Origin of the sequence: Hymenobacter volaticus (assembly GCF_022921055.1) — a bacterium.
In the GTDB taxonomy this organism is placed as follows: Bacteria; Bacteroidota; Bacteroidia; order Cytophagales; family Hymenobacteraceae; genus Hymenobacter; species Hymenobacter volaticus.
In genome coordinates, this window is sequence record NZ_CP095065.1 from 1 (window position 1) to 24,650 (window position 24,650).

Here is a 24,650-nt window from a genome sequence, read left to right on the forward strand (position 1 = left end):
ACTGGGAAATGCTTCGCAGAGAAATCCCGCCTTCGACGCCCTGCAGACCCAGTTAATGGGCCGCGCCATCGCTGCGCAGGCTGACCGGCTGCACATGGCCATTAGTTCAACCGCCGAAGAGAAGTACCAGGTCTTCCTCCGCTCCTTTCCCGATTTTCATAATCGCGTGCCCTTGCACATGGTGGCCTCCTACCTAGGGCTCTCGCGCGCGAAACGCTGAGCCGAGTCCGCAAGCACCATGAGCTACACTAGGTAGCTAGCCACCCTTTTATTCGTACTGGCCAGCACCCTAGCCAGTGGCTGTGATAAATGTCACGGTTATTTCTGTCAAATGTCCTCTTTCTAGGCCTAGCCGCGCGCTGAATTTTGCAGGGTCAGCTGAACGAACAGCTGGCGTACTCAGAACCAGCGTACGCTATGTCAAAAAACATTTTAATTACCGGACCAGCAGCGGCTTTGGCAAGCTGATGGTGCTTTCCCTGTCGGAGCAAGGCCACAGCGTCATCGCCGCGATGCGCAACACCACCAGTAAAAACGCCGCGGTTGCCCAGGAGCTGGCCGCGCTGCCTAACGTGGAAGTGGTGAGATGGATATCACCCGCGACGAGTCGGTTCAGCAGGCCGTCACGTCGACCCTCGAAAAGTATGGTCATTTAGACGTCCTAGTCAATAACGCGGGCATCACCGGGTTTGGGCTACTCGAGGCGACCTCGATTGCCCAGATGAAAAATCTGTTTGAGGTCAATCTGTTCGGCGTGGTACGGGCCTATCAGGCAGTGTTGCCGTCGATGCGAGCACATAAATCGGGGCTGATTATCAACATCTCCAGCGGGTTTGGCGTGGTGGCGACCCCCTTTGTTGTGCCCTACCAAATGACCAAGTTCGGGCTGGAAGCCCTCACAGAAGGCATCCGGCACGAAGTGAAAGGGTACGGCATCGAAACCGTATCCGTATTGCCCGGACCATTTCCGACGGAAATAGGGGCCAAAGCCGCCAGCTATGGGCCGGACCGGCCGGAAGTAGTAGCGGCGTACGGACCGGCTATGCAAACGGCCCTGGAGCAGTTTGGCGGCATCATGGAGGGGAAAATAACCGAGTACCGCATGGATGCCCAGGAGGTAGCTGACGCGGTTTCCCGGCTTATCGCGATGAAAGATGGCACCCGTCCTTTCCAGACGACCGTTAACCGAATGACGGCCGACTTGGAACAAGAGTACGCCGACTCCAAAAACCCTTTCAAAACCATTTGGATGGAGCGAATGGGTGGGGTGCGTATTGACCAGTGCTGGGTGAGCCTTAAGCGCTAGCGGGTGCTAAGGCTTAGATGGTAAGCGAACAACTCATCAGACTAGGGGACCAAGTCTCCAAATTCTGATGAGTTGTTATGCTTTAATCATTTTATAGCTACATAGCTAAGCCCCATTCGCTTTTTAGCATCTAATTACCCTCGATAAGGGGCCCTTATCAGGCGTAGAAATTATAAGAGCTACTAAACTGGTGCGGAAACAGCAGGGCCTTTAACCCGCTTTCAGGAGGCAGAGCTCGAAAGAGGGGCGCGTCAACCCGTCCTGATTATACGCCCACCATCGCCTGCTACCCCTACTACTCTATCTGAGTGCAGGCGCGCTGTTAGCTCCGGTGGTGACCGGTCAATTGGCTGGAAACCGCGTTTCAGTCGACCCTTACCGCTCCGCGCTTTCAGGCGCGGTAACGGATGGAAAAAGGAGTATCCCCCTCGCGCATCCGGAGCAAAAGGGAGTATCCTCGTTTCATCCGGAGTAAAAAGGAGTATCCCCGGCGTTTTTACGCCTTAAATCGCCTTTTTATATTTGAGTAAGTGTATAACTTGCTGAATATCAGTTAATTGTATACTTTCCTGCTGTAACGTCGTGCCGGCCCTTACGCCAACGGGGCGTCGGCTAACGAATCCGCGGTAAGGCGGGAGTGGTCTTCCCATGCACGACGACCTGAAGTTGCGCCGCTCAACGCCTCGGCCGCGGCTTCGGCGGCCTTCGCTAGCTCGCCTTTGGCGAGATAGAACTCAATGAGCTGAAACTGCTCGCGGAAGTAGGCCTGCTGCTGCGCGAAGGACTTGGCCTGCAACGCGGCTTGAAAATACTCGTCTAGCAATTCCTGATGCACCTCCTCCCGCGCTGATAGTGCGCCTGAACGCGGCCGCCTCGGCGGCCCCGCGTCAGGACCAGTTGGCGGGCATAGGTGTTCACCAGTACGCCGGCGCGGGCGGCTTCTTCTTTGAGCAGGGTATAGTCGGGCACCGGCAACTTGAGGCCGATCTGGGGCAGTTCTTCTTTGCGAGGCATACACCAAAGGTCCGCACTTTCGGGCCCTTACCCAACCAATACGCGCACGAGTACCCTCCGGTCTGTCCATGCGCTGACCGGAGGGTACTCGTGCGCGTATTGGTTGGGCTTGGGTTCGGCCGGAACTAGCGCACCCATTTTTCCCTGGCGCTGTAACGAATGACGCGCTCCCCCAGTAGTCCGCTGACGAACCGAGATGCAGATACGTTCTGCTCTCGAGATAAGGCCGCGTTTCGAACGAGCTAGTAGGCCGTATCTTTCTATTCGTTCTCCTTTTCCCCGTCCTACTCGACCCACCTGATGAGAATGCCTTCTCTTGCTTCTGCTCCTGCTGCCCACAAGCTGGCTCGGCGCATGCACCATCGTCTCGGGTACCGACCGCCAAGGCCAGACCTGGGCGATGAACAACGAAGACTTCTTCCATACTGCCTCCAACTATGTGAACGTCTTTCCCGCTCAGGATAAAAGACGCTGGCTATATCACCCTTACCTACGGTTCGGCGCAGAGTAGCGTGCAAGGAGGGGTGAATGAAGCCGGCTCTTTTTCGACATCAACGCGTTGCCCCCGCCCCAGAACTATAAGCTCAGCGTGGGCAAACAGCCCTTTCCCCACGGCAATATGCTCGAATATATGCTCGAGCACTGCCAAACGGTGCCGGAGTTTTTGGCCTTGTGGGACACGTACTACTTGCCGGGCCTAGGCGACCAGATTCATCTGGCCGATAAGGAGGGCAATCTGGCCGTTATTACCCGGATACGATTCTGCGTGCGACCAAGCAGCTCACCTCCACCAACTTCAACGTGTGTGCCACCGGGGCGCAGAAGCAGAGCTGCTGGCGCTACCCGCTGGCGCAAGCATTGCTGGCCAAGGACGGCGTCAGCCACGCCAACTTCGTCCAGATTGCCGCTGCCACCTCCCAGCGGGAGTTTACCACGTCGGTCTACACCAACATCCACAATCTCGCCACCGGCGAAATCTGGTTTTACCTAGCGGAAGAGTACCAAACGCCTTGGCATACGAGTGTACCCGCCTTACTCAAACAAGGCCCACGCCATATCCTGTTAGCCAGCCAATTTCCCCACAATGCGAGCCGCCGCCTGGCGCAGGTGATGCAAACGACGGGTAGCGCCGCCGCGGTCCACCGCTTTTTAGAAGAAGAAGACTCCTTCAGTGCCAGTGAAAAGGAGTCGCAGTTACGCCTGGCCTTTTTAGATAACTTCTATATCGAGAAGGATTTCGCCAACGCCCGCGTTCTGTTTCCCTTTGGGAGCAGTATATGTACACCAACCAGCGCCTGGACAGCACGGAAGTGCAGTTTACCAAAGCCGAGGTTTTGGCCGTCAATGGCCAGAATCAGGCCGCGATTCAGGTGTTAGCGGCCGTGCAGAAACCGAGTTGGAAAACCACGGCCCTCTTAGCCAATCTGCGCGATACAGAAGAGGCGAACGCCGTCATTGACTTACCCGGGTATGCGCCGCCAAGCCGTGGTGGTGGAGATCAAAGGCGACTACAATTTCTTGCGCGTCATGCAGAAAACGCCCACCGGGTGGCGTTTACGGGTAAAGTCGGACCGGAAAGAAGTAAAGTATTGCTTCTACATCAAGGGCAAGCGCGTTATAAATCCAGCGCAACCCATCGTGGAGCAGCAGGAAACGGCCAAAGGGGATTTTGCTTCGTTCAACACGCTCCAGCTGTAGGGTGGCTCTTTTCCTACCCGTCTCTCTACGGCCGCTAGGTTCGGCAGCAAGCATCTGCTAGGAGCTGTGCGCAACACCCCAGCAAAGTAAAACCCGCGCCTGATTGTAGACTGCTTGCCGGGGCAAAGCGGACAGCAAGCCAGCTCGTCTACTTGCTCCCCTCAGAGCTCTACTTCCCTTATCTAGCAAACCCGCTTTTCAACGAAACGGCCGCTAAAGGGGAAAGAGGGCGCACCAGCTTCTGTCGTAGAGTGAACCTGAAGTAGCTAACACTGGAAGGCGAAAGGGTACACACCAGTACCTTGTGCCGTGGCCGGTAGAGTGAAGTAAAACTTGTCGCTTGATGTCCGAGAAGCAACTTTATGTAAAGCAGTTTCTTCAGAAATGTAGAAGATAGTATTTAGATGTGCTCTTCGTTCCGTCTAACTTAGGCTTATGGCAGCAAGGCTAACTTTCGTTAGGCCTGTTGTTGCAGTCGAAGCGGTACAGTTTACCATGGCCCACGATCTTGCTACCCTCAAAGCCCATTTTCTCTCGAGCGATTGGACCATTAGTGAGCCGGCGCTCGATGCCCTGATCTCCCTGGCGAGCCGGAGGTGTTGGATTTCTTACTCGCCCTGCTCGATCAACCCGATGTGTTGGTTCGCAACCGAGCTTGTATTGCCTTGCATGAGATCGGCGATAGCCGGGCCGTCCCGGCGCTCCTGCAGGCGATTCGCAAACCAGAGAATGAGGCATATCGCGGCAGTTTGGTGTACGCGCTGGAGTATCTGGATTGCCAGCACTTACTACCTGATCTGTTTGACTTACTGTTTTATGGCGATTCCGAGGTGCAAATGGGCGCCAAACGCATCTTAGACCACCAATCCTTTACCTTCCGGGCGATGATCTCTACGCCATAAAAAGTAAATGGGAGGCTATTCGAGGGCAGTTAGAACAACGAGTGAATCCCTTTACGACCACCGAAGAGATCCAGGCGTGTGTAAACGGCTTTCTGGCCTATTTGCGCGAGTAACAGAGTCCGAACTGTAAGCCGACCATCAGCCAAGACTATTACCCCCTACTTTCCTTATGCATGCTTTTTTGAAGGCCAAAGAACGGGAGCTGAGCATCCTCAAAGATGATTACACGGAGCTCTGGTTTTTAGGGGCCGAAATCCATACGCTCTATCCAGAGGCGTCCTTGCCAGAATTACAGCAGGTGACGCAGCATGAGCACGTCATCCGTGACCTGATGCGCGAGCAAGCCGTCCAGCTACTTGATCCTGGCACAGAGTTACCAGTCTCTAGTAGTGAGGAGCGCGTCCGCGAGATGACCGGAACCTTGTTTCCCGGCATGAACCGACTCCCCACGATTGGCGATGGTATCTGGTTGGGAATACTCCCCACGCACGAATAGGCCATGGCGAAAGAGCCAAGTCTATTAAACATAATTCGACTTATACGACACTTATTATGAACTGCCCCTCCTGCTCAACGCGTGACGCCAGCAGGCTGCCCTCACTTGAGACGCAACTTTATCTGCACTCTATCCAGCTACTTTTCTCCTCCTTGTGCTGCTGTTGAGTAGCTGTTCCCCTTCGGCTGCCGAACTCGAGCGGTATCGCTCCCTCGATGAAACCTTGCAACCGCTCAACGCCGCGGCCTGGCAAGCCACTTACCTGACGGTGAAGGGAATAGAGGCAAACACCGAAATGAGCCGATTTCAGCGGGCGGATGTGACCTTGCTGCAGCAGGCGCAGGCGCAACATGCCCGCACTACGCGCTCTTAGCCACCTTGGATTCTATGCGCCACATGCTGCTGCAAGCCACCGGCAATGAGCAGGGCTTAGCGGAGTTAGATGCCCATCGTACGGTGACCCAACTCTTGTTTGCGCATGGGGCGGCGCTCGCTTTACAACAAAAGCTCACCACCTATGCCCATTCATTTCAGGTGAGCACACGGGGCTTCCAGTATTGTTTCGCACCCCGACGCAGCTGCAGCAACTTTACCACGATGCGCCCTTAGTCGCCGTGTTAGCTTGGCTTTCCCAGGCGAAAGCCGAAGTCCTGCGCGTACACGCCACGGGTCTGCAGCCCTTAGCCGCTAAAGTGGGCGCAACGCCGACTTTAGCGGCTATGACTTTGCCTCGGCCGTCGCCGAAACGCGGACCATCGCGGCCGGCGACACGTACCGAGCCACTCTGTTCTTGTCGCACTCGCTTCCTGCTGTCGTTTTAGAAGGCATGCGCGTCAATGGCCGGCCGATTGCCCTGGACCGGTTAGGACGCGGAAAGGTCTCGTTTCCAGTACCCCGTTCCGCTACCGGAAAAGCTGACAGCGTCACGGCCCATTGGACCGGTACCATCCGGGCCTTGATCGGTACGCGCTCCGACTCGTTCACGATCCGCGTGCCGTATACCATTGTCAATCCGTTGAACCGGTCAGATAAGTGAGTAGAGCGTAGGCTCGTCAGCAGAAGACAAGCAGGCTAAGGGGAAAAGACACTTTATAAGAATATAATTTTACTGGTGTTAAAGTGCTAGAATGCAACCAACTCATTCCTTAGATAAGTTGCTTAACATAATTGGTGTGGCTGTTGCAAAAGTCAACTCCTGGTGGGATTTAAGTGTTAGTGACTCATGCTTGGCTTTCACCCGATCCAGACGTCGCTGATCAAATTGGTCCCCGCTCACCACTTTTACCAGCAACTACTGCAGACGGTTGATTTCAACTTTGTGCGGCCCTGTTCGCGCCTTTTTACAGCGCAGGCGGTCGGCCCTCGCTCGATCCCGTGGTGTTTGTCAAGCTGCTCTTGGTCGGCCACTTGGAGAATATCACCTCCGATCGCAAACTCCTGGAACTGGCGCAATTGCATCTGGGTATCCGTGCCTTTTTGGGCTATGATCTGGCCCAGCCCTTGCCCTGGCATAGTACCGTCTCGCGAACGCGGCAACGCTTACCGGTCTCCGTCTTTGAAGCTTGCTTTACGCACATTGTCGGGTTGTGCATTCAGCAGGGCCTGGTCAGCGGCCATACTCAAGCCGTTGATTCCGCTTACATTAAAGCCAATGCCTCCATGAGCCGGCTCCAGTCCAAGCGTTCAAGGACCTCCACGCAGGCGACAACCAACGCAGCCCCGCCAACGCCCCATGCATCACCGCTTCGGTGGACCGCTTGCAGCATATCCAACGCTTTCATGCCGCCATCCGCAAGGCTGCCCCGACCAAAAGCGGACGACTCGTTAGCAACCTGACCCACTACAGTCCGGCGGATCCAGAGGCCCGCATTTGCTTCAAAACGGGCAAGGTTCGCCAGTTGGCCTACACGGCTAGCGTGAGCGTCGATGTGGCCAGCACGTGATCACGCACATTCACGCAGACTTGGCTGACTGGCGCGACAGCCGGTATTTGCTGGCCATTGTAGACGCTACGCAGCAACGGTTAAACGGCTTCGCGCTGGCCATGACTACTGTTATCGCGGATGCCGGCTACAGCTCAGGGGAGAACTACGAGCAGCTGGAGGAACGTGGTCTGACCGGCTATATTCCGGCCCATGGCAAATACAAAGTCGAGCACGCCGGCTTTACTTACGATGCGGCCCGTGACCGCTATACCTGCAGCCAGAGTAAGCAGCTGACGTTTGACAAGGTGTTCGTCGATGCGCAGGGTAATCCTAAGAAACGCTACATGGCCAAGGCCGCCGAGTGCAAGGTCTGTCCGCTGGCGGCACAATGCAAAGGCAAGAAGGCCCGCGAGAAACGGCTACATCATACCCCTACAAAGCTCATTATGAGCGCATGCTCGCGCGGTTGGCCACGCGGGTTGGTCAACGGATGCGGCGACTACGCGCGTCAACCGTCGAACCCGTACTGGGCAGTTTGATCACCTACTATGGCTTGCGCCACCTCAGCAAGAAGGGCCAAGCAGGAGCCGCCAAAGTCCTGTACATAGCCGCGATGGCCTATAACTTGAAGAAGTGCCTGCGCTTTCACGCCTGCCAGCCGGGCAATAGCGTGATCTCCCTACCAGCACCCGGGCCCGTTCGTTGGCTCATACTCTACTTTTGCAACAGCCACTGGTGTTATAACCGACACTCAGGAAAAATAATAAAATGGTTGCCGATTTTAGAGTGCGTTGATTTTGTGTCTTGCTAATTTCTAAGCTGACACTTATGCTCGTGATGAGGCGCTATGAATGATGCTCTTTCCTCATCATCTCCATCGAATCTATGATCGTAAAACTGCGGGCATCAACCGTCACAAACTTGCCAGCCCAATGCCCCATAGGTACCTAGCAGGCCAGTGCCCAAACCGCTTCACTTTTCGCTTTCGATCCCACCAGAAGAAGCTGGTCTTATCCTGGTAGGAAGCGTAAAAAATAAGATTGCCGTAACTCGGAGACAGGGCGTGCGACCCTTCAAAGTCTCGGGGTGTGGGCTGTTGTAAGACTCGAAAGTCGGTCAAGCGCACCTCCAGCAACGGAAAGTCGGTGTAGCTATAGGCCAGGATGCTATCCTTGCCCAGTTTACAAAGCGCATAACAATGCAACATCCAGTAGGAATACTGCGAGTTAAGGCCGTAAACCCGTTCGCCATCCAGCCCAAACACGGCGACGCCATCACTGCTCGGCTTTTTCCCACTGACTATGCCGGAGTCCTGATAGGAAATCACAATCCGATCGGCGTGAACCAGCACCTGCTCGATGTAGTCACCTGCATCAAAGCAGCGCACCAACTCACCGAACGGGTTGAAAATATAGCCGTTACTGGGGGAGTAAGCCCCGGCATCAATGACGACGAAGTGTCCGGCCTTTAGGTCTCGAATGCGTGGCGCTTTAAACGTTCGTGGCAGCGGCAGACGGGACAGGTTTCCCCCCACGTTTTGCCACACTTCTCCATTGCTGAGCAAAGCAATATAGTTGCCGTCTTCGTCGGCATCTAGATAGAGAATCTCATGCTTGCCACAGTCGAGCGGATAGGTGGTAGAGAAGGCCATCAGCTGAAAGATACTACGGCAGCTGGAAACGGAATAAGGTGCACGACGGCTAGTATATCTAAACCGTAACGTTTGTTGAACGGTGCTCGAAAAGACGTTACGAGCTATGTATCCTCTACAACCATCTTCTTTATAGTCCATGCCGGATCATCTACAAGCGTTTCTGACCGCGTTTCTGGCCAAACGCTACCAACAGCGTACGGAAGCGAACCAAAAGCCTCAAAAAGGCAACCCATGCTTGGCTTGGATAACTTGTCCGCCGCTTAGATCTGCGCTACTGTACTCAACTGCCTAAAGGCAGTAAGCAAGACGATATAGCCTTCGTGCGGCAAGCGCTCAACCCCTATCACGTAACCACGTGTTATGTGCTTTCTGCTTACGAGCCGTTCCATGCGCGCACCATGCGCCTGGACGAGGCGCTCGAAGTCATTGTGGGCGAGAGCAACACGACCATCCTTTCCTTCTTACCCGGCAAGGTAGCCTACTTCGAAGGGCACGCGGTTGGTGACCGGTACCTGTGTGTACGCCAAGACTAGGGCCATCGAATGCTTTGCTTTTTTGACCGCACAATGCTTCTAACCTTAACCATAAATGAGCACCAGCTCTGTTACTTGCTTGGATAGCTCGCGTTCCAAGAGATTTTAGTCATTTGGCATTTTACAAACGTGCGTTGAACAACTGTCCAATTAAAGGGGAGCGTCTTCGCCGCTATTTAAGTAAGCCCACACCGGTTTAGGGCCGCGTTACCTCAGGGAGTAGCGCGGGGCTGCTCAGCCAGAAATTGGTCGATGCTCGTGCCGGTTCGTTTACTGCCTGCCAGCCACTCGGGCCGCCATTCGGTTAGGCGCTCACTGCGCACGCGCAAGAACACGTCCTGTTGCGGTTCGTCCACATACTCTTGTTGCCGCACGAGCACACAGGGCGCTTGCGCGCCGGCGGTCCGGGTGGAAAAACTGCATGCACTTGGGTAGTCCGCAAATGCGCGGTAGTATTCTCCCTCCTGTCGGGTAGACACCCACACGCGGTATTCCAGCACATCATCATAAAAATACCCCCCGCCGGAGCAGGTGCGGGCGGGGTAGGTACCGAGCCGAGAAACGTCCACGGCCTGGGGGAAGCTGTTTGTCGAGTTGGCACCCCATTGCACTTGCAGGGCGGAATCTGGAGGGGACGTACAGCTCGTGCCTAGGGTCGTGAAGCTGAGCAGCACAGTTACTAGCTGGTTGCTCAGCTTCTGTCCTAGTGGAATTGCCCGTATCATCGGCTCAAGATAGAAAACGAAATCGCTTTCCGCTCGCTATGCGCACTAGCAAGGCTTGATAAGGGGTTCACTAGTGATTCGAACGCAATACAGCCTGTTCGAAATGATCTCTATTTCGAACACCTTTACTACCCCCTTCAACGCCCCTGAAAACGCGGGTTTTCGAGGGCATTTTTCACTAGGTAATCCGAACACCAGTTGCCAGAGGTCCTTTGTCTGCCCCGGAATCCTGTTGTGCCCCCACGATAGCAACTAGAAAGCCGTTAGAAGAAGACGGCGACTACAGCCGGGATGAAGAGAAGAGCCACAATTCCGAGATTGAGCAAAAACAGGCGTCGGTAGCGCCGGGCTTGAGCGAGGCGTGGCCGCGTAAAGGTACCCGATGGCGCACCCCACAGAGTCAGGATAAACAACGGAACACCTAGCCACAGCGCCGCGTAGAGATAGTAGGCGATGGCCGCACAGGACCAGTGCAGGATATTGCAGCTAATAATGGTGAGTAGGCCGAAGAGATTCAACCCTAAGTTCAGGTACAACGCCAGCCAGGCGAAGGGCGCTAGGTTAGCCATAAGACCAAAGCAGGAAGAGTGGACGGGAATGGCCTAGTATAAGCGCCTGCATTCCTATTAAATATAATTGGTACTTATACGACATCATGGAAAGCCTTGGGGTAATATGATTCCTAGCTTCCTGTTCTGTCAATTCAGAAACAAGGCACTTGCTGTGAACCCCTCAGGCTATAGGAGCTTTCAGCCTACATACAAGACTCCTCTGTAGACCTAGGTTTGATATTTGCGAGGCTATGCTTCGAATAATAGTCAAGAGCACTTACCTCTTCTATCTTAGTTTATGCCAATAGGCTGCTTTCTGCTCCTGCTTTTTTCCGGGATCCTAACGGCTTCTCGTGCGCAGGGACAAGTTCAAGAATATATTATTAATGGGGACTTTGAAACGATGAGTTCTTGTCCCATCGAACCGGGCGAAATTCGCTTAGCAACCGGTTGGCAGGGCAATGAAGGCACACCGGATTACCTGCACACCTGTTCGGAACAGCGGCGAGATTCGGTGGATGTGCTCCGTAATTTTAGCGGGTACCGGAAAGCGTACGAGGGCGAAGGACAGGCGGGTTTGTACTTGCTTCATTATAATACCACTCGGGGAGCGAAAGAGAACTATGCTTCCCATGAAGTCATCTACACCAAGCTGAGTCGACCTCTGACGGTGGGCAAGACATACCATATTCGCTTTTTCCTGTCGTTAGCTGATTCATCCGGTATTGCGAGCGACTCGATCTATGTCTCCTTCTCGAGGAGTCCTTCGTTCACGAAACACTATGAGTTGGTGGAGCCCGACGTTTCTAAAGGAATTGCCGTGGCCCGTCAGCACACCTGGCAAGTAGTGGAAGCTGACTTTACTGCTACCGAACCCTTTTCCTACTGTTACCTTGGTCTTCCGCGAAGAAAGGTAAGCCGCCTAGCCTATCGGACGATTATTGGTCAAGGGCTACAAGCAGGCAGACTGCAAGGCCGTTTTGTTCTCAACGCCTATTATTTTATCGACAATGTTTCGCTAACAGAGCGAGAATAAGAACTTTTCAAGCAAGGGAAACAAATCCCTGGATATAAGTAAAAAAACGATTTGGAAATTGAATTTTTCTGTTGCTAGGAACGAAGCAATCATCCGCTTAATTTCTTGATAAAGTTGCTTAACGTAATGTTTTTTATAAGCTCTCTCCCGGAATAGTGACGACTTTTGCCCTTAATGCCCTCCCTCTAAATCGTAGTACTTTAATGATAACCTCTATCCTCGGCCCTTCAGCATTATGGGACTTAATTTTCGATATGTGATGCTTGTTAAGCAAGCAGATGAGCAACGTCTACTAGCTCACATCTTGCAAGCAGGATCCATCCAGCAGCTACCAGAGCCATTCGGCACTTGTCTTACGCTCACTTTCCCGCTTGATGACGCGTTACTGTGGTATTTGCAGGGCTCAATTGATGGTGCCTATAATGCGTACACGGATAATAGGAAGCCGAAATACTTCCTCAATAAAAGCGAATACCGCGACCACTTCCCTACCGACACGAGTGGACGCGTTGGGTGTATTTATTTAGAGTCCAAGCAAATACAGGCAAGCGACTACTCTTTTTTCAGTTTTGATGCCGCCACTTCGGCCATGAGCCGGCTGTTTCAACACTCGCTTAGTATTAGAAACTGGTTTCTAGACTTAAGTGGCATTCTAGAGGCAGAGGCTACCTTCTTGGATTTAGAGGCGGAGGGGTACGAATTCATTTACCGGCAGGGACAACCAATCGGAGCGACGCTCACGCAGGACCTGGAAGTGAAGATAGCCGCAGAGATAGACCAGCAAGCCGTGGTGGCCATCTGCCGTGACTACGACAACCTATTTCTATTATAGGGAGCTCCTAACAGCCAAAGAACAGTGCTCAAGCAAGCATTATAAGCCATTTGTCATTTTACAGAGGGTCCGTCAAAGAAAACAAGCCATGAAAAGAAAAGCAGTTTTCTTCGTTGCCTCGCTCCTCGTTCTCTTGGGCTTACTCGTCTACCAGCTGGCCACTTTTTCCATTTTTGATACCAACCCTCCGCAGTTGCTGAGGCAGGTCGATCCTCCCAAGACACAGCAGCGCTTCACCCTCTATACGATTGCCTCAAACGCCACCGTGCCAAACGGCATTCAAGTCCGCGAAGTGCGAGCGGGCCAAGAAGTAGTAGTCGGGTTCTTTCCCGGCTATACCAAGCTGGTAGCATCTAGCACCACCGACCAGCACGTACGCCTTCACTTGCGGGATACGCTAGGCAACCGAAAAGACAGCCTCATAACGCTGACTTTACGGCACTAGGGACCTCTTTGCTTAGGGGAAGACTTGGTTTACAGACTATATATTAAACATATAATATTTTAATTGTCATTTTACAAACGACCCTCATAAAGTGACAATTGGCCTACTCGCTCGCGTAATGCTTTTATTTGCCTCAGCGTTTGCGCCAAGCCGCCCGGTTCTTTCCCACCTGATAAGGCTCATAATAGTAGAGTCTGCGGCCTCGGCGGTTGAAGTAGATCGGTTGATGAGGTAAATCGCCCGCCGTTACGGTGAGTAGAAGCTGCTGCTTCCGCAGAGAGTACGAACCGCTTTGGGTTTCCTTGCCGATCGGAACCGCGTGCTTGCTCGGGGGAGTGGCAAACGTGAACCGTGTCAAGACAAAGGTAGAGTCACACGAGTTAAGGGAGAGAGTACCGACAAAGAAGAGAAGACGGTGAGGGGACTCGCTCACACGCTGGATAGAGTAGCGTTCAGCACACAGCGGCCAGGGCAGTAGGCGTAGGGCAAAGCAAAGAGACAGGAGCATCATCAAACACTGAATAGGATGGGCCAGGTACGGGTACGGGTACTGGTCTTGGACTGATTTGTCCGCTTTCTTGGCCGTTGTTCAGAAAAGGGGATGTAGTGCTGTGAGGAAGTCAAGCCATGCTATGGCCAATACCTTTTAAGCCTGCTCCAAGTAGCAGGAGAGTGGACGTCATGCCATGGTTTTCCTGCCCAGTTTGGAAGCGGGTTGGAATCCTCTAGCAACCCGTCACAGCGTTGTAAAACGACCAACAGGGACGTTTCCAAGTACCGATAGCTGAGCGTGGTGCGTGGCGCTGATTCCAGGCTAATGCAGTGGGGCATAGCAGGAAAGGGGAGCCAGTGGGAGTTGAACCCTGCTGTCTCCTTCAGCAGCGCTATCTTCTGTAAGCGATCGGTCGACCAGCTTAAGGAAAGGAGCTGTTCAGGATGGGCGGGATGAAAAACTGTTAAGTGGGTCTCGTCTTGTGAAGCCACGCCAATCGCGATTCTGGTCAAGCTCCTTACCTGAGTTACTACTTGCGCAGGTGTCGGCGGAGTGACAAAGCAGACGTAGCGAATTCGAAGGCTTCCCATCGGCGAAAGCTACGTTGTTCAGGCTTGTAGACCAAGTGTGGAAGACCGCGCGCTGTCATTAAACGGCTCTCCATCTCTAGCCTGTAACATCTTCTCGAGCCGTTCAACAAACGTTACGGCTGTTTGGTTGGTGAGTAGCAGGCGCTATGAAAAGGAGTTCTGTTTAGCCATTAAACCGTCTGTTTAGGAACATGTGTTTGTGACCAGGCTGAATAGGAAAAGCTTGATCAATAAACGTGGTTAGTTCTTGGCTAGCCTTGCCTTCGATGATAGTGGAATATACTTCCACCCCACTCACCAGGGTCTGTCCCTCTTCTAGGTCTACTTGATAACAATCCAGTGCGTCGTATAAACGGACGAGGACCTGTTGGCCATACGTATTGCTGTAGTCCGTTTCGCGTTGCTTGGCCCACTGGTCGGCCAGTTCATACGCCCTGTCCGCTGATTCAGCTTGCAATAGCACAATGCTTTCTTCGTAGGCTCTCACGTCCGGCTCAAAGAGCGCATCCACTAGAGCTGGAATAGGCTCGCCAACCAAGGTATAGGTAAACAGTAACTTAACGCCATACCATTCCTTAGTTTCATGTGTCATGTTGCGATTGATGCAGATGTTGTTAGCCTTGATAGTGAGCGACCATAGTTCCTAGAAAAGTACCTAACTAAACAAAGATGAGAACAGCTGGAAATGTATAACAAATCATAGGTTCCGTTTATAACACCAATTATGTTAAGAAATTTTTCCGGGGAATAGCACAGGCCAGCCAGTCGCCTATTTCTCGTTTCTGTCTAACTAGAGTGGTATCGGCATTTGCAAACCCGGCCAATAGTGCGCCTCGTAAGCATTGTTAATTGCAAGGGTGTGCGGCCTGTTGTTGTCTGTTGTTTGCGACACAATAGGCCACAAAGACACGCTGGATAGAGTTTAGGAAACTCACTACCTCGCAGAGTTTCCTGAACGTTGATTGGTAAACTAGCTTCTTAAGCTCGAATAGGGCCACCGTACGAGAATAGAAGCCTTACGAGCCCCACCAGTTGCTGTTCAGGGAAAGGAGAGCTTAATAGGTCACATCAAACCGCCCATTGCGAATCGTTATGAAGGTGCCCGGAGTAAAGCCCTCTTCGAGCCGGCCCTCAAAAGTGCCGGAGACAATACGTCGAACCGTATCGACGCGCGTAAGGACAATGCGCGTCGACTTTGCGCGGCTGACGAAAAGCTGTCGGAGGCGCCCCTCCGTTAGCATTAAGCCGGTCGCCCCGGTGGCCACTCCCCCCGGCATCGAGGAGGCCGGGGGCCGCCCCGCCCAGTATGTACCGGTTCCCCGCAACGTATCGATGCGTAAGCCAAAACTTTCCTGATGGCGGGCTGTCGCTAATCCGGCCGATAGCGACAGCGAACGCACGCCGTTGAAGGTGCTCAAATCTGCCTGCAACTTGTTCTCGAAACAGCCGCCGCCCCCGAAGCCAAAGCAGCCCCGGCCGTAGTTGACCCAGACGCGCTCGTCGATCTCAAAACCCAGGGTATTGGCCCCCTCGGACGTAACCGCTGGCAGTTTCAACCGGGGTTCGGGCTCGGTGGTGTCGCACCCGAGAAGCAAAAACAGCCCCGGCAGCCAGCCGAACGAACGATACGGGGAAGTTTTCATGGTAGACCAGTTAAATAGGAATGCGCGCAAACCTAGTCGCTGTGTCAGTGCTGCCCAACCTCATGTACTGATTAAGTAGGCGTTGCTGCTACCCTTGGCTTCCTAAATATGCAGTGAACCTCAGTAAGTTACTGTAGAAAAAAAGGACTTTTCATTTGGCATAAGGCGAAGCGTTGGCCACCTTGTGCGCCGAAACACAAGGTGGCCAACGCTTGATTCGTACACGGAAACGGTGATTTAAGTACTTACCGTCTTTCAGTTAGGGATCTGATAGGGGCCCGTGATCAGGCCGTATGTCTGCCAGGTATCAAATTGGTGCGAATAGGGAGCGGAAAGCAGGCTCGCCAATGTCCGAGAAGTCTTTTTTATGTTAATCACCGAATAAAACTAGAAGGCCATCCGTTTTACTAGCCTGGACGGCCGTCTGAATTGCTTGTAGTTTTGCTGTTGGATACCCCTGCTTTTCCGCCAGTTCTATCAGCTTTTGCCACTGCGAGCGATATAACCGGGAGATGCCCCCATAGGGGTCGACCGGAATACCAGCCGTTTGGCTGAAAGCATAAAGCAATTCTTCTAAAGGCGTATCAATGGGTAGGCTGCCTAGCCACTCTCTTGCTTGTCCTTCCTGCCAGTATATATCAAGCGGCATTGAGCTGGGAGTTGTTTATTAAAGTCATTAGATAAACAAAGTATAGGAAGTGCCTACTTAGTGGGGTGTTAACAAGTTAGAATAAGCTGGTTATCATAAAGTTGCTTCTCGGACAGTTACAACTACTTAGATACAACTCTTTCCCTTCCTTCAGGCGTTCGACAAAACGCGCTAGGACCTACCATTCATCCGAAGAAGAAGGAAGCAAGAATATATCCGGGGTGTTCTCAGCAGGCAGAAAACAGAGCGTGTTGCTTTCCGCTACCGGACCTTCTTGGCCCGGAAAGGGCAGTAAGGGAATAGCAGGGAAGCCCTAGCGGGTGTAGCGACCTTCGATCAAGGCGATAGCACCGATGGAAGCGCGTAAGCGGGCCCTACGCTACTGTAACTGGCTCTGCAAACGCGCTAGATCCGGTTGCATTTTCGTTTTGATCTGCTCGAGGCACTGCCGCACCGCCTGCAGGTACACGACCCGGCCCGGTTCGGCATAGTTGGTGGCGCTAAACAGACCCCACACGGCCTTGGCTTCGCCCTCAGCCCGGTAGGTGGCCACGAGTCGCCGTTGGCTATCGAGCACATCGAGCTGGGTGGAAACCGTGGTTTTCCACGCCGAGAGGGGCATGCCCACGGCGTTGGGAATGAACAGCGTCAGCCCCGATACCAGCAGCCACGCAGAACCACGGGTCGTGAGGGGCGTGACCTTGAGTTCTAAGAAGCCTTTCTTATCGCCGTACGGCGCCGTGAGGGCTTCCCTCGTCTCGCGCTCAAATAAGGTAGCCACATCGCGGGAACGAGTGGCTACCACACTCCCATCGCCATCGGGCCCGACCACCACCGTGACCTCGTCCAGCTCATCCCGAACGTGGTTCTCCAGGGCCGGCAGCTTCGGGCTAAGGGTGACCGCGGTAGGGTTTAACAGACCAGGGTCGAATGACTTACAGCTGACGCAAAAGAGTAAGGTGATTAGGCTGCTAGAGCGGAGCAAGGGCGACATGGGTGGAGAGTAGAGGTGGGCGTTAGGGAATAGGAACCGAGAGGAGGGCACGTCGGCTCCAGCCTTCCCGTCGGTCGTGAAGGAGGCAAAAAGTCGGAATTCCTCCTGCGGGCACGGGAAAGGACCTGCTGCGAGAAGCAGACAGCACAAGGAGCAGGCCAAGGGGCGAAAGGTTGTAGCAGGGCGGCTTTGAGGGTGCTACACAACCGGCGAAAATGCGATAAATGCTTGGCTTCTAGTATTTTGTTCGCTTTCGCAAGAGGAAAACAGCAGCTTTTAGGTCGAAAATCCCTGGAGATACTCCCTTTTTTGTCCGGATAGCGACTGGGGATACTCCCTTTTTGCTCCGGTTGGCGAAGGAGATACTCCTTTTTTCATTCGGTTACCGCGCCCAAAAGCTCCGGAGCCGCAAGAGGCCAGACAAAAACGCGGTTTGCAGCGAATTGACCGGATCACCACCGGAGCCAACAGCGTGCCTCCGGCCAGACGAAGCAGTAGGTGTAGCGGGCGATGGTGGGCGGATAATCAGGACGGGTTGACGCGCCCCTCTTTCGAGCCCCGCCTCCTGTAAGAGGGTAAAAGGCCGCGCTGTTTCCGCACTGCTTCAGTGATCGACATTTTTCTACGCCTGATAAGGGGCCCTTATCATGACTATACACAGTTGCTATAGGCACCTTGCTAGGGACGTTTAGAAAAGAGCCAAGCTGTTTACCCTGCCGCCTGCTGGTCCACTACCTAACTACCTCCTGTCATAAGAGACCCGAAAAAAAGCGTCTTCCACCATGGTGGAAGACGCTTTTTGTAGATTTAAGACCGGTCAGAGCTTAATGGGTCACGACGAGGCGCACTGATTCGCGCTGGCCGCTAACGAGCAGCGAACAGGTGTACAAACCCGCTGGTAACTGTTCGCTACGCAACGACAACTCGTAGGAATGCCCTTGCCGCACGGGCCCGTCGTACAAGGTGGCTACCTGCTGGCCCAGTTGATTGTAGACAAGCACCTGCGCGGGCCCATCGAGCACGGGCCGGAAGCGAATGGTGGTGGGGCCCGTTGCGGGGTTTGGATACACGGCCAACTGCTGCCCGCTTGCTGGCGAAGCAGACGCCGTTGGCTGGGTTGTTGCACTCAAGACCTTCGCCGTCGCTTGGGAGGCTTGCGTGTACGCAACGGTCGCAAATTGCTGGCTGGAACCAAGGCCGCTTTCCGAGCGTCCCGTTACCAGCACTCGGCCGAGGGCATCCACGGCGAGGGCCGTGACCTGGTCATAGCCGTTGGCCGGGCCGTTATAGCGCGCGACCCACTGTTGCTCTCCACTGCTGCCCGCTGTGATAAGGGCCCCTTATCGAGGGGAATGCTAGGGCTATGCTGGCTTGTCTTTCGCCTTGGTCGATAAGAAGCAATAAGCACCGAAACCTACCCTCAACCAAGCCCAGTTTGTAGAAGCTTTGACCGAGCGGTTTCTCTAGGTTTTGGTGGTGAACCCCTGATATGGGGAACTGACTATTATTCTCGTATCAGCTGGATTACCTGGTGATGGGTCCCTTGTTGTATTCGTACTAGGTAGACGCCGGGTGGTAAGCCGTTGGCGGGGCCGAGAGGCAATACATTGGTCCCAGGAAGCAAGGGGGCGGTCTGGCTCCTCAGTGTACGCCCCAGCGCATCAGTCAGCTGCCAGCTGAGGGGGCCGGCGTCGGCAATGTACACCAGCAGGGTCGGCACTTCGCTGCCGCGCACTGGATTAGGGTAGAGCTGCGCGGTAAAGCCGACGGAGCGGCTCTCTGGCGTCAGGGGCCGCGAGGTGCTCGAGTTGCTGATCGTTAGCACCCCGAGTTGCGTCACGATGGCTGTGAAGCGGCGGGCGCTGCTGGTGGCCGGGGCGCCCTGCCGGGTCCAGGGGCCGCTGGCTTGGTCGGCCTGCCAGAGCTGGGCGGATGTCGTGAAGTCGAGGCCATTATCGTCGTCGCTGATCCAACTCACGGTGGCCGAAACGGGAGCACTGAGCGGCTGGCGAGCCGCCACCTGCCAGAGCCGGTCGATACCCCGGGTGCCGCCCACAGTGGTGCCGTAGCTTATCCCTGCGGCGTGCAGGCCCGCCGTGCGCGTGACCGTGACGGGTCCTAGGTTCTGCTCGTTTGAATCAAGCACCAGCCCATTGCTGAAGTCGACCGGACCCGTAGCGGCACTCACGCTTGCGCGCGTCAAAGCCAGGCGGCCCTGCACGTACTGGCCGGGACCTTCGCCCACGATCCGTCCCCCGTCAGGCAGGCTTAGCGTGGCCAGCGGGGCACCCGTCTCCATCCCCTGCGTGCGCACCAGACCCCGGGTCAGGGTAAGCAAGGAGGTGATCACTAGGTCCTGAGTGACCAGCAAGCGGTTGGCGCCCGCCGCGCCCGTGTTGCGGAGGGTGATAGCCGATACGGCGGCCGTGCCGGGGCGGAAGACTTGGGTGCGGGTACCCGCGAACAGCAGCAGGCCCGGCGAGGTGAAGGTACCCGCGTTAGTCAGGTCGCCCTCGAGGTGCAGCGTGCCGGCGTTGGTCAGGGTGCTACCGGCCTGGTTGAGCACGCCCCCGGCCACGTAGAGCGTGGCACCGGCTTCGACCGTGAGGATGGCCCCCTGGTTGGTCAGGGTTTGGGAGAAGCCGGGGAGGGCGGGCAGCGCGAGGATCAGGGGAAGGAAAAGTTTCATAACTAGGCAGGGGGAAGCAGGCAGAGGAAAGAGGGCTAAAGCAGCGATAGCACCAGGGCGGTTAGCGCTGGGCTTGCCCACTGCCGGCTTCCAGGGCCCGTAGCCGCGTCTCGAAGGCGGCAGTGGTGGCCGTGGCCTGGGCTGCTTTGGCTTCGGCCGTGGCGGTGCGCGCTTGCAGCGCGGCATTTTGGGCTGCTAGTTCTTTGAGGGCCTCGATGAGCACGGGCGTCAGCTGGGCATAGTTGATCGCTTTGTAGCCTTCTTTGTCGGTGCTCACTAGCTCAGGGTAGATTTTTTCCACCTCCTGCGCCAGCAGACCCACCTGCTCGGTGCCGACCGTACCGCCGTGGGCCACGCCCAGGGTGTTCCAGGTGTAGCGCACGCCGCGTAGCTGCAGCACCGCGGCCAGCGCGCCGGCCAGTGGACGCACCTGCTGCTTGAAGCGGGCATCGGAGGTGTAGACGGTCGCGTTCACCCGGATATCGCCCGCTACATCGAGCAGGTAGCCCGGCGCTTCCGTCCCGATGCCAACGCGCACGGCAGAAGCCCCGGTGCCACCGAGCACGAGGGAATTGCTTTGGCTCACCCGGGCTTGGTAGCCCAGAGCCGTGGCGTTGGTCAGCGCACCGGAAGTGGGGCCGGCGCCTTGGCCCAGGGCGGTGTTGTTGCTGCCCGTGGTATTGCTGCGGCCGCTGTCGGTGCCGTTGAACACATTGCCACTGCCCGTCGTGTTGCTGCGGCCGCTGTTGGCGCCGCTGAACACGTTGTTGCTGCCCGTGCGGTTGACGAAGCCGCTGAAACTGCCGCTGAACAGGTTCTCGCTGCCCGTCGTGTTGTCGAAGCCGCTTTGATAGCCGCTGAACACGTTCAAGTTACCGCTCGTGTTGCTGCGGCCGCTGTTGGTGCCGCTGAATACGCTGCCGAAGCCGATCGTGTTGCTGAGGCCGCTTAGATAACCGCTGAACACGTTATTGCTGCCCGTGCTATTGTTGAGGCCACTTTCATACCCGTTGAACACGTTGAAGCTGCCCTCGGTATTGCTGCGGCCGCTTAAACCACCGCTGAATGTGTTGTAGATGCCCGTCGTATTGTTGTAGCCGCTGTTGGTGCCACTAAACACGTTGCCGCTGCCCGTATTGTTCCGATAGCCGCTTTGAAAGCCAGTGAACACGTTGTCACTACCGGTGATATTATCGACGCCACTATAGGTGCCGCTGAACACGTTGTGGCTACCCGTGCGGTTATTGAGGCCGCTTCCATACCCGTTGAACACGTTAAAGCTGCCCTCGGTATTGCTGAGGCCGCTATCGGTGCCACTGAACAGGTTGCCGGTGCCCGTCGTGTTAGCAATACCACTGTTCGTACCATTGAACACATTGAAGTTGCCGGTGGTATTACTGCGGCCGCTGTTAGCGCCACTGAACACATTGTTATAGCCCGTCGTGTTGCTGGCCCCACTGCCGGAGCCGCTGAACACGTTATCCGTGCCGGTGGTATTGCTGCGGCCACTGCTGGTGCCACTAAACACGTTGTTGCTACCGGTCGTGTTGCTGTAGCCACTGAGATAGCCGCTGAACACGTTGAAGTTGCCCGTGGTGTTGGCTTCCCCGGCCCGGTCGCCGCTAAATACGTTGCCCGTGCCGGTGGTGGTATTGAAGCCACTGTTAGTGCCACTAAACACGTTGCCGGTGCCGGTGGTGTTGCTACGGCCGCTGTTGGCGCCGCTAAATACGTTGTCGCGGCCCGTCGTATTGCTCAGACCGCTGTTGGTACCGTTGAACACGTTATCCGTACCCGTGGTGTTGCTTCTGCCGCTGCTGGTACCGCTGAACACGTTGTTGCTGCCCGTCGTGTTATTGAAGCCGCTTTGATTGCCGCTAAACACGTTATCGCGGCCTGTGGTATTACTGCGGCCGCTTTGATAGCCACTAAACACGTTGAAGTTGCCCGTGGTATTGTTGAAGCCGCTTTGAAAACCAGTGAACACGTTGTCACTGCCCGTGGTGTTGGCCTGCCCGGCCCGGTCGCCGCTGAACACGTTGCCGGTACCCGTCGTGTTGCTGATGCCGCTGCTGTTGCCGCTAAACACGTTGAAGCTGCCCGTCGTGGTGTTATAGCCACTGTAAGCCCCGCTGAACACATTGAAGTTGCCCGTGGTATTGCTGCGGCCACTTTGATAGCCACTGAACACATTGTTGTAGCCCGTCGTGTTGTTTTCGCCGCTTTGAAAACCACTGAACACGTTACCACTACCCGTCGTGTTGGCTTGCCCGGCCTGGAAACCGAGGTAGAGGTTGTTGCCAACGGTATTCTGGCCCAGGTTCAAGCCACCATCGGCGCGTACGCCCAGGCCCACGGCCGTGCCGACGCTGGCTCCCGTGCCCGTTAAGGCATTACCTTGCAATTGCAGCGCTTGGGTGGCGGTATGGTTGCCCAGGTTGTCGCCGCCGCCGGCACCCATTGGCTGCCAGTCCGGGGCCGCGGGGGTGCCCCGGTTGAAGTAGAAGCCGGCCGGCCCATCGGTTTGAAACACGAGCAGGCCCGTGGCCGGGCGGGTGATGGCCGTGCGCTGGGCTGCGGTCAGGCGCGGCAGCAATGCCCCCTTGGCTGACGAGACGATATCGAGGGCCGCCGAGGCATCAGGGGCGGTGGTGCCAATGCCGACGCCGTTCTGAGCTTGGGCAGCAAGGGGGAAGGCCAGCAGCAGCAGCAGGCCCCATGAGGGGGAAAAGTTTACCATCATGCAAGGGGATAAGGGAAGGAAGAGATGCCGCCTGCCAGGGCCCAAAGGGTTTCCAGCGTTCTTAGCGCGAACTTTTGGCCGAGAGAGGAATAGCCTAAGACGAGAAAGGGTACCTGGATCACCAGCAGCGACCAAAACGCTCCGCTTACCGAACTACTCACCCACGAGAGCCCCGTTATTTCGCCGCCGATCAAGCCCTTGGGGAGCCGGAATCCTTTCAAGCCCAAAGCGGCCGAAAACATGCCTGCCACTGATAACTGGCCTTGCCGCCACTGACGAACTGCGGGCGGCCGAAGGTGAGAAGTAATTGTCGGTGCCGGGGCCTCTGCTTTCCCCATAGGGGTAGCACTCCCTGACCGGGCGAAATTCTTCGCCCGGATGCGCGCTAGAATAAGGAGAGCCCACCACATCATAACCAGCACAAGCTAGGTGCCATTCCATTAAGATCCCGGGTAGGTGCCGCGGGTCAGTCGCTGGCTATTTCAAGCCCATAATAGTCAGTCGTTGGAACTGACACCGAAGGTCAAACACCCTGTTTTTTGCTGGTCTTATAGAGGTATTAGGCGCTTATCTATTCTCCTAGCCCTTTCGGCGAGTGGCGCCAAACCGAACAATATCCCTCTAAGGGACAACTGCATACATAATATATGATTTTTATATATAGTTAACTTGATAGCACCGAAATAACTACGGTTTCCCTTTTGGGCTGATGGGTAAATTGACAGTGGACGCAGATAAAGATCTTGTTGACTCGCTACGCTCAGCGTCATTTCTGGTGCTGGATTAGAGGCGATCGGATCAGGCAACGATCAACCTTTCCAGATGGCATACAGTGTCTTGACCGTTCGATTATTGGAGGGTTATTTTAGACGATACAATAGCTGTACCGTCTAAAATAACCCTCCAATAGTGGGGCAGTGTGTGGTCCTGAGTCGTCCGGAACAGTTCATTCAAGGACAAAACAGTCCGCAAACGAGGTAGTTAACCGGAGCTAGCCTGCTTGCGGATACGGCCCAAGGTTTTGCGGGATACCCCTAAATAGGAAGCAATCATATGTAAGGGTACGCGTTGATAAAAGCCGGGAAAGGCTTTTACAAACGCGTGGTACCGCTCTTCCGGACTGCGGCTGATGGCCGCGTAGAGTCGGTCAACCTGCGCATCAAACGTGCGGCTTATCAACTGGGTTTGCAGGGCGTTGAAGGCGGGGATTTCTTTTTTGAGCAGGTCCCAGTTTTCTCGCGACCACAGCAACAACTGGCTGTCTTCCAGCGCATCAACTGCCCCTTTTGCTGGTTGCCCGTTGTGAAAACTTTCGTGGTCGCTAATCCACCAGTTCTCCGTGGCAAAGCGGATAATGTGTTCTACCGCATACTCATCGGTGCGGTAGAGCCGCATGGAACCGCTCACGACAAAGGCCATGTGGCGGCAGACCTCGCCTTCCCGCAGTAAAAATTGCCGGCGCTTTAGGTTCTTGACCATCGCAACAGCTTCTATCTGCTCGAGTTCGGCCTCGGTAAAGGAGCCTCTCGCGGTTACATACTTTCGAAACGTTTCAACCATGGCGATGCACGTAGGTGAACGATATGGACCAAGCCGCTAAACAGCCGCGTTGCGGGGGCGGGTAGAAAGTTAGGTAAATCAGTCGTCTCAATCCGGCTTGGTATACCTCAACATTTAGGCCGGTGTTTAGGGGGCCGTTGTTTTTGCGCATTAAGCAGTAAGCCTGCCCGAG

30 protein-coding genes and 1 pseudogene are annotated in these 24,650 nt (G+C 55.1%); 16 read left to right on the forward strand and 15 right to left on the reverse strand.

The window, feature by feature from the left end; genetic code table 11:
• Window positions 1–586: 586 nt before the first annotated feature.
• The gene (locus tag MUN86_RS26780; protein WP_245127057.1) at window positions 587–1,306 is read left to right on the forward strand and encodes an SDR family NAD(P)-dependent oxidoreductase; all 720 of its coding nucleotides are present in this window, start codon (window positions 587–589) and stop codon (window positions 1,304–1,306) included.
• A gap of 592 nt (window positions 1,307–1,898) precedes the next feature.
• Here the strand turns inward: MUN86_RS26780 and MUN86_RS26785 are convergent.
• Both MUN86_RS26785 and MUN86_RS26790 read right to left on the reverse strand, forming a co-directional pair.
• Entirely contained in the window at window positions 1,899–2,141 is a 243-nt protein-coding gene (locus tag MUN86_RS26785; RefSeq protein ID WP_245127058.1) for a hypothetical protein, read from the reverse strand.
• Window positions 2,123–2,320: a hypothetical protein gene (locus MUN86_RS26790; RefSeq protein ID WP_245127059.1), complete on the reverse strand. Its 198-nt coding sequence runs from the start codon at window positions 2,318–2,320 to the stop codon at window positions 2,123–2,125. Before MUN86_RS26790 ends, MUN86_RS26785 begins: the two co-directional genes overlap by 19 nt.
• A gap of 801 nt (window positions 2,321–3,121) precedes the next feature.
• On the opposite strand from MUN86_RS26790, the gene MUN86_RS26795 reads away from it, so the two are divergent.
• The 11 genes and pseudogenes from MUN86_RS26795 to MUN86_RS26845 all read left to right on the forward strand — a co-directional run bounded on the left by MUN86_RS26795 (window position 3,122) and on the right by MUN86_RS26845 (window position 8,152).
• Window positions 3,122–3,697, forward strand: coding sequence for a hypothetical protein (locus MUN86_RS26795; protein WP_245127060.1), 576 nt, complete (start codon window positions 3,122–3,124; stop codon window positions 3,695–3,697).
• A gap of 93 nt (window positions 3,698–3,790) precedes the next feature.
• On the forward strand, window positions 3,791–4,018 hold the full coding sequence (locus tag MUN86_RS26800; protein WP_245127061.1) for a hypothetical protein: 228 nt from the start codon (window positions 3,791–3,793) through the stop codon (window positions 4,016–4,018).
• 596 nt (window positions 4,019–4,614) lie between these two features.
• Entirely contained in the window at window positions 4,615–4,920 is a 306-nt protein-coding gene (locus MUN86_RS26805) for a HEAT repeat domain-containing protein (RefSeq protein WP_245127062.1), read from the forward strand.
• Between the two features lie 169 nt (window positions 4,921–5,089).
• Entirely contained in the window at window positions 5,090–5,416 is a 327-nt protein-coding gene (locus MUN86_RS26810; protein WP_245127036.1) for a hypothetical protein, read from the forward strand.
• Window positions 5,417–5,570: 154 nt separating this feature from the next.
• On the forward strand, window positions 5,571–5,789 hold the full coding sequence (locus MUN86_RS26815; protein ID WP_245127063.1) for a hypothetical protein: 219 nt from the start codon (window positions 5,571–5,573) through the stop codon (window positions 5,787–5,789).
• A gap of 14 nt (window positions 5,790–5,803) precedes the next feature.
• Complete coding sequence (locus MUN86_RS26820) at window positions 5,804–6,025, forward strand: hypothetical protein (protein WP_245127064.1); 222 nt, start codon at window positions 5,804–5,806, stop codon at window positions 6,023–6,025.
• Between the two features lie 130 nt (window positions 6,026–6,155).
• Window positions 6,156–6,452: pseudogene (locus MUN86_RS26825) on the forward strand (hypothetical protein); the annotation flags it as partial.
• Window positions 6,453–6,793: 341 nt separating this feature from the next.
• Entirely contained in the window at window positions 6,794–7,252 is a 459-nt protein-coding gene (locus MUN86_RS26830; RefSeq protein ID WP_245127173.1) for a transposase, read from the forward strand.
• On the forward strand, window positions 7,174–7,359 hold the full coding sequence (locus tag MUN86_RS26835; protein WP_245127183.1) for a hypothetical protein: 186 nt from the start codon (window positions 7,174–7,176) through the stop codon (window positions 7,357–7,359). The genes MUN86_RS26830 and MUN86_RS26835 overlap by 79 nt, the downstream gene beginning before the upstream one ends.
• Window positions 7,360–7,379: 20 nt before the next feature.
• Window positions 7,380–7,880, forward strand: a complete 501-nt coding sequence (locus tag MUN86_RS26840) for a transposase (protein WP_245127066.1) — start codon at window positions 7,380–7,382, stop codon at window positions 7,878–7,880.
• The gene (locus MUN86_RS26845; RefSeq protein ID WP_245127067.1) at window positions 7,796–8,152 is read left to right on the forward strand and encodes a transposase; all 357 of its coding nucleotides are present in this window, start codon (window positions 7,796–7,798) and stop codon (window positions 8,150–8,152) included. Before MUN86_RS26840 ends, MUN86_RS26845 begins: the two co-directional genes overlap by 85 nt.
• Window positions 8,153–8,254: 102 nt before the next feature.
• Here MUN86_RS26845 and MUN86_RS26850 read toward each other — a convergent pair whose 3' ends face one another.
• Window positions 8,255–8,992 carry a hypothetical protein gene (locus MUN86_RS26850; RefSeq protein WP_245127068.1) on the reverse strand — a complete coding sequence of 246 codons (738 nt, stop codon included), beginning with the start codon at window positions 8,990–8,992 and terminating at the stop codon, window positions 8,255–8,257.
• A 365-nt stretch (window positions 8,993–9,357) separates the two neighbouring features.
• On the opposite strand from MUN86_RS26850, the gene MUN86_RS26855 reads away from it, so the two are divergent.
• A complete protein-coding gene (locus MUN86_RS26855) occupies window positions 9,358–9,528 on the forward strand; it encodes a hypothetical protein (protein WP_245127069.1) in 171 nt (56 codons plus the stop codon).
• A gap of 212 nt (window positions 9,529–9,740) precedes the next feature.
• On the opposite strand, the gene MUN86_RS26860 is transcribed toward MUN86_RS26855, so the two are convergent.
• On the reverse strand, window positions 9,741–10,253 hold the full coding sequence (locus MUN86_RS26860) for a hypothetical protein (protein WP_311182491.1): 513 nt from the start codon (window positions 10,251–10,253) through the stop codon (window positions 9,741–9,743).
• A gap of 263 nt (window positions 10,254–10,516) precedes the next feature.
• Window positions 10,517–10,822: a hypothetical protein gene (locus MUN86_RS26865; protein WP_245127041.1), complete on the reverse strand. Its 306-nt coding sequence runs from the start codon at window positions 10,820–10,822 to the stop codon at window positions 10,517–10,519.
• A gap of 280 nt (window positions 10,823–11,102) precedes the next feature.
• On the opposite strand from MUN86_RS26865, the gene MUN86_RS26870 reads away from it, so the two are divergent.
• From MUN86_RS26870 to MUN86_RS26880, 3 genes are all read left to right on the forward strand, one after another.
• A complete protein-coding gene (locus MUN86_RS26870; protein WP_245127042.1) occupies window positions 11,103–11,840 on the forward strand; it encodes a hypothetical protein in 738 nt (245 codons plus the stop codon).
• 235 nt (window positions 11,841–12,075) lie between these two features.
• Complete coding sequence (locus tag MUN86_RS26875; RefSeq protein WP_245127043.1) at window positions 12,076–12,672, forward strand: hypothetical protein; 597 nt, start codon at window positions 12,076–12,078, stop codon at window positions 12,670–12,672.
• 88 nt (window positions 12,673–12,760) lie between these two features.
• Complete coding sequence (locus MUN86_RS26880) at window positions 12,761–13,117, forward strand: hypothetical protein (RefSeq protein ID WP_245127044.1); 357 nt, start codon at window positions 12,761–12,763, stop codon at window positions 13,115–13,117.
• Window positions 13,118–13,250: 133 nt separating this feature from the next.
• On the opposite strand, the gene MUN86_RS26885 is transcribed toward MUN86_RS26880, so the two are convergent.
• From MUN86_RS26885 to MUN86_RS26930, 10 genes are all read right to left on the reverse strand, one after another.
• Window positions 13,251–13,628, reverse strand: a complete 378-nt coding sequence (locus tag MUN86_RS26885) for a hypothetical protein (RefSeq protein ID WP_245127070.1) — start codon at window positions 13,626–13,628, stop codon at window positions 13,251–13,253.
• 735 nt (window positions 13,629–14,363) lie between these two features.
• A complete protein-coding gene (locus tag MUN86_RS26890; RefSeq protein ID WP_245127045.1) occupies window positions 14,364–14,792 on the reverse strand; it encodes a DUF4288 domain-containing protein in 429 nt (142 codons plus the stop codon).
• A gap of 463 nt (window positions 14,793–15,255) precedes the next feature.
• The gene (locus MUN86_RS26895; RefSeq protein ID WP_245127071.1) at window positions 15,256–15,843 is read right to left on the reverse strand and encodes a Riean_0653 family protein; all 588 of its coding nucleotides are present in this window, start codon (window positions 15,841–15,843) and stop codon (window positions 15,256–15,258) included.
• A gap of 370 nt (window positions 15,844–16,213) precedes the next feature.
• Window positions 16,214–16,492, reverse strand: coding sequence for a hypothetical protein (locus MUN86_RS26900; RefSeq protein ID WP_245127072.1), 279 nt, complete (start codon window positions 16,490–16,492; stop codon window positions 16,214–16,216).
• Between the two features lie 379 nt (window positions 16,493–16,871).
• Window positions 16,872–17,486, reverse strand: coding sequence for a hypothetical protein (locus MUN86_RS26905; protein ID WP_245127073.1), 615 nt, complete (start codon window positions 17,484–17,486; stop codon window positions 16,872–16,874).
• Window positions 17,487–18,310: 824 nt separating this feature from the next.
• A complete protein-coding gene (locus MUN86_RS26910; protein WP_245127074.1) occupies window positions 18,311–18,730 on the reverse strand; it encodes a T9SS type A sorting domain-containing protein in 420 nt (139 codons plus the stop codon).
• A gap of 260 nt (window positions 18,731–18,990) precedes the next feature.
• Window positions 18,991–20,175: a T9SS type A sorting domain-containing protein gene (locus tag MUN86_RS26915; protein ID WP_245127075.1), complete on the reverse strand. Its 1,185-nt coding sequence runs from the start codon at window positions 20,173–20,175 to the stop codon at window positions 18,991–18,993.
• Window positions 20,176–20,236: 61 nt separating this feature from the next.
• On the reverse strand, window positions 20,237–22,918 hold the full coding sequence (locus MUN86_RS26920; protein WP_245127076.1) for a tail fiber domain-containing protein: 2,682 nt from the start codon (window positions 22,916–22,918) through the stop codon (window positions 20,237–20,239).
• Window positions 22,915–23,331, reverse strand: a complete 417-nt coding sequence (locus MUN86_RS26925) for a YitT family protein (RefSeq protein ID WP_245127077.1) — start codon at window positions 23,329–23,331, stop codon at window positions 22,915–22,917. Before MUN86_RS26925 ends, MUN86_RS26920 begins: the two co-directional genes overlap by 4 nt.
• Before the next feature lie 568 nt (window positions 23,332–23,899).
• Window positions 23,900–24,478: a Crp/Fnr family transcriptional regulator gene (locus MUN86_RS26930; protein WP_245127078.1), complete on the reverse strand. Its 579-nt coding sequence runs from the start codon at window positions 24,476–24,478 to the stop codon at window positions 23,900–23,902.
• Window positions 24,479–24,650: the final 172 nt, after the last annotated feature.